The 11,523-nt window shown below is 37.0% G+C and carries 8 protein-coding genes; 1 reads left to right on the top strand and 7 read right to left on the bottom strand.

Annotation, left to right across the window (positions count from 1 at the left end):
* Positions 1–469: 469 nt before the first annotated feature.
* The 7 genes from BZG01_RS06185 to BZG01_RS06155 form a co-directional block, all read right to left on the bottom strand.
* A complete protein-coding gene (locus tag BZG01_RS06185; protein WP_101308957.1) occupies positions 470–754 on the bottom strand; it encodes a hypothetical protein in 285 nt (94 codons plus the stop codon).
* A complete protein-coding gene (locus tag BZG01_RS06180) occupies positions 741–1,466 on the bottom strand; it encodes a hypothetical protein (protein WP_218973022.1) in 726 nt (241 codons plus the stop codon). Before BZG01_RS06180 ends, BZG01_RS06185 begins: the two co-directional genes overlap by 14 nt.
* Positions 1,467–1,580: 114 nt before the next feature.
* Positions 1,581–3,230 (bottom strand): patatin-like phospholipase family protein, encoded by a 1,650-nt coding sequence (locus tag BZG01_RS06175; RefSeq protein WP_101308955.1) that lies wholly within the window; start codon positions 3,228–3,230, stop codon positions 1,581–1,583.
* A gap of 742 nt (positions 3,231–3,972) precedes the next feature.
* Positions 3,973–5,811, bottom strand: coding sequence for a membrane protein insertase YidC (gene yidC, locus BZG01_RS06170; RefSeq protein ID WP_101308954.1), 1,839 nt, complete (start codon positions 5,809–5,811; stop codon positions 3,973–3,975).
* Positions 5,812–5,917: 106 nt separating this feature from the next.
* On the bottom strand, positions 5,918–7,516 hold the full coding sequence (locus BZG01_RS06165; RefSeq protein WP_101308953.1) for a CTP synthase: 1,599 nt from the start codon (positions 7,514–7,516) through the stop codon (positions 5,918–5,920).
* A gap of 270 nt (positions 7,517–7,786) precedes the next feature.
* Positions 7,787–9,823 carry a DUF349 domain-containing protein gene (locus BZG01_RS06160; protein ID WP_101308952.1) on the bottom strand — a complete coding sequence of 679 codons (2,037 nt, stop codon included), beginning with the start codon at positions 9,821–9,823 and terminating at the stop codon, positions 7,787–7,789.
* Between the two features lie 315 nt (positions 9,824–10,138).
* Positions 10,139–10,573 (bottom strand): Hsp20/alpha crystallin family protein, encoded by a 435-nt coding sequence (locus BZG01_RS06155; protein WP_101308951.1) that lies wholly within the window; start codon positions 10,571–10,573, stop codon positions 10,139–10,141.
* Between the two features lie 269 nt (positions 10,574–10,842).
* Here BZG01_RS06155 and trmD point away from each other — a divergent pair, with 269 nt between their 5' ends.
* The gene (gene trmD, locus BZG01_RS06150; RefSeq protein WP_101308950.1) at positions 10,843–11,520 is read left to right on the top strand and encodes a tRNA (guanosine(37)-N1)-methyltransferase TrmD; all 678 of its coding nucleotides are present in this window, start codon (positions 10,843–10,845) and stop codon (positions 11,518–11,520) included.
* The last annotated feature ends 3 nt before the right edge of the window (positions 11,521–11,523 follow it).

Raw genomic sequence — 11,523 nt, 5'->3', positions numbered from 1 at the left:
TCGAAATACCTCTCCCTAGCCTATCCGGTTTAAAAACCACATACCAAACCGTCCAGATCAAAATACCTCTCCCTAACCCTCTCCTGAAGGAGAGGGAACTGAAAATGCGCAATTAGGAGAAGGAGCTGGGGGATGAGGTGTTAAACCTGAAAATATTCATTCGAAAATCCAAAAATCTCTGTTTGGCATCTTCGAAATACCTCTCCCTAGCCCTCTCCTGCAGGAGAGGGAACTGCAGAACCACCGTCAGGGGTTGGAACCGCTGATGGAGTATTATTAAAACGTGGATTCACACAATTTGAAAGGGATTGCTGTTGCCTTATGCTTCGGCTTGGCAACGACGGCCTGGTTCTGTTCTCCCTTTTTTAAGGGAATCCCAAAATTATTCGGGACGATGGACAGGGTGGAATCCATTCAAACAGAACCGCCATCGGGATGTAAAGTCGTTACTCATCAGCCTGTTAACAGGCTACAGTAAAGCAGCGAACTTTGGTATTTTCTTTGCAATTTTAACAGCTACATTACCCAATTCTTTAATATTATGGATTAATTGGGCTTGTGACAGATTGTCTTTTGATGCTTGGTCAACCGCATTTATAAGATCCAAATATATTTTTGAATCGGTGGTTTTAGGGATAAGAGCATCAATTTCTTCTTTCGATAATCCTTTTAATTCATTTAATTCCTGTTGGTATTTGCCGGTAAAAGCTGCATCAGCTTCAGCAAATAAATCATCATATTTATTTTTCGCCATTGCTTTGTTTTTTATTGGTTATCTCTTTTATCTGATTTGTTATTTTCTGGATTTGTTTGTAGGCATCATCGCTTTGTGCATCGATTTTTTTCCCTGTTTCAACAGCCTTCTCAACCTGTTCCGAAACTTTCACCAACGAATTTGTAAGCAGGCTGTCTGCTCCTTGTAAACCGATCATTGAAAGTGCTTCCTGCTGTGTTTCTTTTAATTTTCGCAACGACTGCAGGTAAGCTGTAATGGTACGATTGGCAGTAAGGGCATTTTCGTACGACTGATTGATTGATTTGGTAATTTCGGAATGCTGCTGTTTTATTGGCAGCAGCAACTCCTTTCTTTTGCCGGATATCTGATTTTGAGCCGCTTCAAGAAATTCCTGCATATCATTAATTGCAGCTTTCGCTTCTTCTTCTCCTTCTTGTTTTCCTGCCAGCTCAATTACACTGTACAAACATGGTTTTCCGTCCTTGTAATCCTGTAACTGACTTTTTAATGCATAATGAATTACAAAAGGAACATAAACATCATCAACAAAAGAATTAATATCATTTTCAATTTTTTTGAAATAGAGATCGGTAATATCGTTGTGCGATTGATGCAATATCTGCAGATCGCTGCCGAGGGTTTGAGATAATAATACTGTCTCTTTTGGAATTGAGGCACAGGCGGTAAACAGAAACAATGCTGCCAGTACTCCTATATTTTTCACTCTCATCATTTGGATTTGTTTGTTTTGAAACTATTTAATTTGATAATTGCGGGCGGATACTTTTCATGATTTTTTGACTTTCATTAAATCGCATCAACCATTTAAACGGGTGATAAATTGCTAGACCATAAACAATGGATTCTCATTAAATTTTCTCCAATCTTTTTCGAGTAGTTTGTACATGTCATCTATTTCTTTCGAAGAGATATCATTCTCCTTCAGCTCCAAAATATAATTCATCAGGTTGAAGCAAGTGGTAAACTGACCGCATGCTATGAGTGAATCCATTCTATCGGTAGAGACATCCTCTTTATCCCACCACAATGATGTTGGAGCTTCGGAGGCTATTAATGCAACCTGCTTCAGCTGCTTTCCTGCCGGAGTGATTTGTATGTTGTGCTTGAAATTGTTTTTGTACAATGTTTCTTTGCCATTCAACTTATACACAGTAGATGTGATGATTCTATTTTTCAATTCCTCTTTGGAGTAAATCAAATTGTAATTTAAGCGTCTGATCTGTTTCAGGAAAACATCACTTACCATTTTAGCCCCCGATGTGGCTCTTTCAATCAGCATTCTTTTCACCAAATCAATATCCAATCTCTGAAAAGACATTACTTCGTCCAACAACTCCTCCGGAACATTCTTCTCGAATACCGACTTCACTTTTCGCAGCACATCACTCTTTAGATACCCTGCAGCAACACCGATTAAGGATAAACAAAAACCGATACCTGTTACTACTCCCCCCAGCACATAAATGGATGGCCAGGCTCTCCCCTTAATTAATTCCAAAGAATTAATCAGCATCAAAACAATGCCTGCCAGCAGAGTTGCCCAATATGCCCAGTGAAACCGGAAGTAGTTTAGCAATTTCAGCACCATTTTCCGAACTGTTACCTGAGAAGAACCGGTAGAAGAATCGCCCAGCCAGGGAACCATTTTATAACTCCCCACATCGTTCACAATAATTAAATCCAATGCTTTACCGCGTTTCCCTTCCATGGATTTGTTGATGTTCATCATGCTGCCAATCCCTTGATTATCGACAATTCCTCCATCCATTATACCAACACCTTTGGCAAAATTGTCCAGCCTTTTTAAAGCTTTATAGTCTAAATCATTCCTGTCTTTAAAGTAATCATCAGGAAATAGTAATGGTTCAAAACCTATCGGAAAACATGATGATGAGGCTACAATATCTGCAAGGTCAATTTTTCCGTTTATTTTATTGATCTCAGTGCAATTCAATGGATTGTTTCCAAACTTTCCGGTACTTTGAAACCGGAAGGCCAATCCGAAAGAGAAATCAGTAGCATTAAAACAAACATGCTTTAAATTTAAAGAGGTCATATTTTTAAACATCTCAAATTTCCCCTTAAATATATCAAGATCGGAATAGGCAAGGGCGAAGGCATTGATTAATGATCTTTTCTTGTACGAACTGTTCTTCCAGACTGAATTATCCTCCAATTTTGAAATTGCATTTTCGAGCAGCCGGTCTGCCCCGGGAGTAAATGTTGAATAAAAACGATCGTAAAAAGAATCGAATTTGAAATTGGAATCCTGCACTGCTTTTGCATAAGCCACTGCCAGCAACGTGCCGCCACTGACCGAACTAATGGCCTCAACATTGCTAAGGAGCGGCTTTTTCTTAAATTCTATTTTATTTAAATAAGATATTACTCCTAATGAAAAAAACGTGGCCCGATATCCTCCACCGCTAAAGCAAAGTCCAATACTTTCAAAAGCTTCAAATTTAGTTTCCATGCTTGTTTGTTTTTGATTTTAACAGATATAGTTTGTTTCGTGTTTCACAAATAATCAGGGGGCAACATTTATCCCGGTTCTCATTCAAATTATTTTTGCTTTAAAGATATTGCCCAAATAAGTATGAGATCATTCATTTTTAGCAATACTTAAGTTAATCATATTTAATGCAACCAAAAAAAATAATTTCCTATTCATTCTCATTTAAAAGAAGATAACCGACTCTTAACAACCAAATATCCTATCTAACGATACAAACAAATAACAATCAACAGCCACTACCCTGTTTGTTTACAGAAAAAATCATTTCATCACAAATAATGAGATGCTTGCCTGCAAACAATGAATTCACCATCGGATATCAGCTAATCATATTTTACGCTTATTTTTCAATGATTTATATTCAACAAATCTACATCGTCACTATTTATTTGGGGTGCCGCAACCTGACACATTTTAAAATCACAACAAACAAATAACCTTCTGTTAAAGTGTTTTTTATATTCAACTTAAACTTCCTGTGTTCAATTGTTTATTATTGAATAATACCTCTCCCTACTTTTTACTAATTGTAAAACTTCTCCCCATATAAAAACCTCAGACTGATCTTTTCTAAACACCTCTCCCTAGTCCTTTGGCAAAACACCTCACCCTAACCCTCTCCTGAAGGAGAGGGAACTGTAAAACAAAAAAAAAGAGCTCCAATACTGGAGCTCTTTCTATATATCAATGTAATAGGATCTTATTTTTTGCCTCTTTGCTTAGCGGCTTCTTCCAAACGTTGTTGGAATTTCGATTTCTTAACCGGCTTTTTCTTATTTGCTTCTAACATTGCCAATACCTTATCGTCATCAACCATAAATTTACGAATGGCTATGGTTTGAAGAACAGTAAATAAAGTTGCAATAAAGTAGTAGTAAGAAAGACCTGATGCATAGTTATTAAACCATCCTAAGAACATTACCGGCATTAAATACATCATGTATTTCATACCTGGCATTTGCTGCGATGATTGCATTTGTCCATTCATACTCGTGTACACCAAGTTGGTACCTGCCATCAACAAGCAAAACAAACTTACGTGATCGCCATACCATGGAATATTCCAAGGTAGTGTCATGATTGAATCGTATGATGATAAATCTTTTGCCCATAGGAAACTTTGCTGACGCAATTCGAATGATGCAGGAAAGAAGCGAAACAAGGCAATCAGGAATGGAAACTGTACCAACATTGGCAAACATCCACCCATTGGGTTTACTCCTGCTTTTTTATACAGAGCCATAGTTGCCTGCTGGCGTTCCATTGCTTTGTCTTTTGGGATTTTCTCATTAATAGCATCTATCTGAGGTTTCAACACCTTCATTTTTGCTGTCGACATGTACGACTTGTAGGTCAGTGGTGCCAAAAGCAACTTAATAATGATGGTTAAAATCAGAATAATGATTCCGTAGTTACTAATAAATCTTTCCAGGAAATTAAAGATTTCAATCACGAAGTAGCGATTGATCCATCCAAAAATTCCCCATCCTAAATTTACCATGGATTCCAATTGAATATCCTTACCATACTTTCGCAGCGTTTTGAACTTATTAGGCCCAAAATAAAATTGCATTGGATAAGTTTCAATTTTGTTTCCCTGATAAGGAAGAGAAATTTCTGCTGAGAAATTCTTCAGAACCCTGGAAGTTTCATCCATAGTAGACGATTTCAGCTTTACTCCCTTAAACGCCTCATCAGCAATTAAAACAGAAGAGAAAAATTGTTGTTTAAATCCAATCCACTTTACTTTTGTCGCTAAATCTTCTTCTTTTTCTCCGGCGGCCGATAAACTTTCAACAGCATCTTCGAAAAATTTGTAATACAAAGCGGTGTATTGATTCTCAAACTTACGTCCCTTTTCCTGACCTGGGATATCTTCCTGCCAATTGAAAGTAACGAAATTGGAATTACGGGAAATCACATCCTGCATTCCTACCAAGTTCACAGTAAAATCGACCATATAAGAATCAGGAGCCAAAGTATATTTATACTCAATATACTTATCATCTCCAACCATCAATCGCATACTAACCCCTTTTTCAGAGCTTGTTGCATCTACCGCATCAGCACCATTCGCTTCAACAAAAAACAAGTCCTGAGTGTTCATCGGCTTGTTTTCGGAATAGAATGTTAATCCAAACTTACTGTTCTTTTCTGCCCATAAAAGCAAAGGCAGAGAATCGTGGGTTTGAAATTTCTTCAACTGAACATTACTAATTCGCCCCCCTTTGGTATTCAGAGTTAGCTTTACCAATTTGTTCTCAAGAGTAATGAATTCTTCCTGCTGATTTACCGCACCAGCAAAAGCACCATAGGATTCTTTCATTGCAACAGTATCCTCTTTTACTTCAGCATATTGAGCCTTTAAGCCTTCCAGTCTGGCAGCTTCGACCTCTTCATTGTGCAGGCGATCAACCCGCGCAATTGAGTCTCTGGTGTTTATGGCCTTGATTTCCTCTTCAGATGGCTTTGTCAGGTACGTATACCCAATCAAAATCGCTCCGATGATCAACAAGCCAAAAATCGAATTTCTATCCATTTTATATTTTTTAAATCTTATGTTCTTAAAGTAACGAGTACATCTACAGCTTAAAACTCCTCCTGCGAGGTCTTTAAATGCATTAGAGACTCGCGGCGCTCTTATTTTACTCCATTGCCACTTTCACAAACTCTACAAATAAAGGATGTGGCTTAATAACAGTACTCTTGTATTCGGGGTGAAATTGTACCCCAACAAACCATTTGTGTCCTTCCAACTCAACAACTTCAACTAAGCCTGTATCAGGATTCATTCCAGTCGCTTTCATTCCAGCTGCTTCGTATTGCTCTAAATACTCATTGTTAAATTCGTAACGGTGGCGGTGACGTTCTGATATTTCCTTTTGTCCGTATGCTTTTAATGCTTTCGAACCATCTTTCAAAATACAATCGTAAGCTCCCAAACGCATAGTTCCGCCTTTTTCAGTTACGTTTTTCTGTTCTTCCATAAGGTCGATTACCGGATATGGAGATTTAGGATTCATCTCTAAAGAATCGGCATCTTCCAACTTTAATACGTTACGGGCAAATTCAATTACCGAAACCTGCATGCCTAAACAAATTCCAAGGAAAGGAATATTATTCTCGCGGGCATATTTAGTGGCAAGAATTTTTCCTTCAATACCTCTGTGACCAAAACCCGGAGCAACTAAAATTCCTTTAAGGTCTTTCAATTCTTCCTGATAATTTTTATCAGTCAGCTTTTCGGAATGAATCCACTGAATATTTACTTTGCATTCGTTTACCGAACCCGCATGTAAAAACGACTCAGCAATTGATTTATAAGCATCATGTAATTCAACGTATTTTCCTACCAAACCAATTTTAACTTCTGATTTTGGGTTCTGTAACCGATTCAAAAACTTAGTCCATTCAATTAATTTAGGCTCCTTTTTTAAATCCAAACCTAGCTTTTCACAAACAATTACATCGAGTTTTTCCTCTCTCATTTTTAAAGGAACCTCGTAAATTGTTTTTACATCAATCGACTGAATAACTGCATTTGGTTCAACATTACAAAACAATGCTACCTTTCTGCGAACATCATTAGGCAATTCGTGCTCGGTACGTAACACCAAAACTTCCGGCTGCACTCCTGTTTCCAACAATGATTTTACAGAATGCTGAGTAGGTTTGGTCTTTAGTTCGCCCGAAGCAGCAAGATACGGCACCAACGTAAGGTGAATTACAATAGCATCGCGTCCCAACTCCCACTTTAACTGACGAACAGCTTCGATGTATGGTAAAGATTCAATATCTCCAACAGTACCACCAATTTCAGTAATTACTACATCAAATTTATGCTTTGAACCAAGCATTTTGATGTTTCTCTTAATTTCATCGGTAATATGAGGAATGATTTGAACTGTTTTCCCCAAAAAATCTCCTTTTCTTTCCTTATTAATAACATTACGGTAAATTCTACCTGTTGTAACATTATTAGCCTGAGAAGTAGGAATGTTGGTAAAACGTTCGTAATGTCCCAAATCCAAATCGGTTTCAGCCCCATCATCGGTTACGAAACACTCACCATGCTCGTAAGGATTTAAAGTACCCGGGTCTACATTTAAGTAAGGATCCAGTTTCTGATTGGTAACAGAATAACCTCTGGCTTGTAATAATTTAGCCAATGATGATGCTATTATTCCTTTTCCTAATGAGGAGGTTACCCCACCTGTAACGAAGATGTATTTGGTTGTTGACACTTGCTGAACGTTTTATGAATTATTAAAGGTGCAAAAGTAGTTAATTTATGCATTTTTAGGAAACTATTTTCCTATTTCACAAGATCAAATTTAGGGAATCCTGCTTTTCAGATATTTTCCAGATAGAAAATAAGAAAACACAAACGTTTTGCTCTCCCCTAAATTAAACCAAAATACATCTGATAGTTAGAGCCTTCAAAGCTTTTGTATTCAATCAAAAAATCCTCCACTATAAAAATGGAGGATGATATTTATTCCGATCAATTTATTCTATGAAACCAACCCATCAATAACTTTCAATTTTTCCTGAAGAAGTTTCAAACTCTGTTTTCCTTTTTCGATTTTCTCTTCAATTTCCTGAACTATAGAATCTGATGTTTTTGAGGCAGAAAAGAATCCAATGTTATTTTCCCATAAGCCTATATCAGTTTCCAGCTGCTTAATTTTACCGACAATTTTATTTCTCTCGCCAATAATTTTGTCTTCGGAATGATTCATGCTTAGGAAATTATCAATTTTTGATTGAAATTTCTGAACTTCCTTATCCTCTGTTTCCAGATCCATCTTGTCATAAACAGCGTTTAATGCTCTTCTAAAATCCTCCTGTATTTTATCTTTCTTCTTAAAAGGAACGTGTCCTATTTGTGTCCATTCTTTCTGAAATTCACGAAGAACGGCTAAATTTTCCTCATCATCACCGCTAAATTGAAAATTTCGAATCTTATCAATCACTTCCTCTTTAAGTTTCAAATTTTCAGCATGATCAGTATCTACATGATCAAAATGTTTCGATTTACTGCTGAAAAACTTATCACATGCAGCTCTGAACCGAACCCACAATTCCTCTGAAACCTTACGAGGTACAGGCCCTATCTTTTTCCATTCTTTTTGAATAGCGATTAATTTGTCTGTTGTTTCCTTCCAATCTGTACTGTCCTGCAGACCCTCTGCAAGCTCGCACAATTCTGTTTTCTTCTCCAAATTATCACCAAGCTTATCCTTCAGCTTCAAATAAAACTTACGCTTTTTATCAAAGTACAGATCGCAGGCAGTTCTGAAACGCTGATAAATTTTATTGTTGTCTTTTTTAGGTGCAAAACCAATTGTCCGCCACTCTTTTTGAAGATCTAAAATTTCCTTAGAGCTCGCATTCCAATCTTTATGAGATTCAATGTTAGCATTGGCTATTAATTCCACTTTATCACACAGAACCTCTTTTTTCTCAAGATTCGTTTTTTGTTCTGATTTTAAACCCTCGTAAAATTCCTGATGATTTCGGTTAATTATTGTTGTGGCCTCCTTAAATCGTTCCCAAATCTCTTCTTTTTGTTCACGGGGAACCGGTCCAATTTCTCTCCACTGTTCGTGATATTTTTGCAAAGTATTAAAAGCCTTCACTACCGAAGGGTCTTCCAATAATTTTTCAGTCTCCTCGCACAAGCGAACTTTAGCCTCCAAGTTCTTTTTTAAATCGAGATCGCGCAGCTCTTTATTAATTTTTATATAATCGTAAAAATTCTCAACATGATGATGATAATTATCCCACAAATCTTTAAGAGCAACCTGCGGAACCATACCTGTATCGTGCCATTTTTTCTGCAAATCTCTAAATTCCTGAAAAGTTTTATCGAAAGCTTCTTTTCTATTTACCAGATCTTTTATATCCTCAATAATCTGATACTTAATCTGTAAGTTAGTCTCTTTTTCCTCTTCCAAATTTCGGGTCTGAACGATCCGGCTCCCTCTATAATCATGAAGCAGTTCCTTCATTTTCAGCTCTAATTCATCTTTTCCGAAATCAAATTCCTCCTCTTTTCCCCCGTCCTCCAAAAATTTCTTTTTGGCTTCGGCAAGCTCTTCATTGTGCTTTTTATAAAAATTGTGTTTTATTGCATCCAGTTTGCCCTTTAAACCTTTCGCAGGCTTATGTTCCAGCAAAAGAGTTAAGCGGTCAACCAACTCACTTTTTTCCATTATTGTATAATCGGGCTCTGCCTGCACTTCTACCACCTCTTTCTGATCTTCTGAATTACCAACAGATTTTTCCTCCGCAACTTCAGCCACAGAAACATCTTCGTCTTCTTTAACTTCTATTTCGGGAACCTCCCCTTCTGATTCCATTTCCTCATTTATTATTTCGGAAGATTCCTTTTTATCTTCAGGAGTCTCCTTCATTACAGGCTGATCATCTGAAGTTTTTTCTTCAACAGATTCATTTTCATGAGAATCACCACCTGCTTCAGATGTTTCTAAATTTTCATTCGCTTCATTCTCATGTGAGAGGTTCGATAGATCTTTTGCTTTCATGTAGTTTGCATTAGAGTAGCAACTCAATAATTTAAGTGCCTTGTTAACAATACAATTATCAAAGGAATTTTAGGTTCATTCCTTACGAATTTAACTAATTAAGTGTTAATCCTCAAAGATTTTCAATATTTTTCTTTTCCTTATAAAAACAAAGAGGCTCATGCACTACACGAACCTCTTAACTAAAACTAACAAATTAACGAATCTAACATTTTTGTTTTATTTGTAAAATAAACAATTCACGCAACAGATTACGGCTTCCTACTTAGCATTTTCACACCTTACAAAAGCCTAAACAACTATCTGATTTTTTAATTACTGAATTGTAATCTCTTTAACTTTAGGCTCTTCCTCCTTAACTTTTGGAAGACTAACAAAGAGAATTCCATCCCGAACTTCTGCAGAAATACTTTCCTGATCTATTCCTTCCGAAAGCTTGAAGGCCCGCTCCAACTTAGTTGCACCAAATTCCTTTCTTAAGTATGTTCTATCTGCATCTTCCTCTTTCTCTCCGGTAATTTTTAAAAAACCATCTTCAACCTTTATAGCCACATCTTTTTTTGAAAAGCCCGGGATAAGCATTTCAATCACAAATTTTTCCTTTTCATCAACAACATTTGTACGTGGACTCAAAGAAGCAACTCTTTGTGCTGAATTTTGCAAACTGCCATTTGTTTCTCTAAACAATTGATCCATTATTTGATTTGTTAAAAAATCGTTTGTTCCTTTTGAGTATCTTAAAATTGTCATAACGTTTACCTTTTATAAGTTAATACTATCTTTTTGGGGCTCCGGAATCCAAAAATAATTTTCATTTTCATCCTGTTATTTCCAAAGTTTATACCAACAGGTATTTTTACTGATTAATGACAGAAAAGCCCCTAAAACTTACGACAACATGTCTGTTTATTCATAAAACACAATGACATCTTGTCCTGTTTTTAGAATTACATGGATCGTCTTTCAATTTCTCTTGCAAGCCAAGCTTGGGTTGCATACTTTTACACAAAATTTAAAAAATGAGAATCGATATACTTACCGTTGTTCCAGAGCTGCTGGAAAGCCCACTTAATCACTCCATAATTCAGAGAGCAAAGGATAATGGCATTGCCGAGATCCATATCCACAACATTCGAGACTACTCTGAAGATAAGCACAAAAAGGTTGATGATTACGCATTTAGCGGTGGAGCGGGAATGGTTATGAGACTAGAGCCAATCGTTAAAGCAATTGAGTTTTTAACTGCTCAGAGAACCTATGACGAAATCATTTTCACCACACCCGATGGTGATCTTTACGATCAAAAAACAGCAAACACCTTATCGATAAAAGAAAACATCATGATCCTTTGCGGGCATTATAAAGGAATTGACCAGCGAATTCGTGATCATTTTATCACTAAAGAAATTTCGATTGGCGATTTTGTTTTAACCGGAGGAGAATTAGCAGCAGCCATTATTGCAGACAGCGTAATCCGGCTTATACCTGGTGCTATGGGCGATGAAACTTCTGCTCTCACGGATTCATTCCAGGACAATCTGCTTTCTCCGCCTCTCTACACTCGACCTGCAGAATTCAGAGGATGGAAGGTACCGGATATACTGATATCGGGAGACCACAAGAAAATTGAAAAATGGCAGGAAGAACAAGCCTACGAAAGGACAAGGCGATTGCGCCCAGACCTGTTAAAAGAATAAAAA

This window comes from Labilibaculum manganireducens (assembly GCF_002843385.1).
Taxonomy (GTDB): Bacteria; Bacteroidota; Bacteroidia; order Bacteroidales; family Marinifilaceae; genus Labilibaculum; species Labilibaculum manganireducens.
Note: the sequence above shows the minus strand (reverse complement) of the source record. Positions and strands in the feature narration are given on the sequence as shown.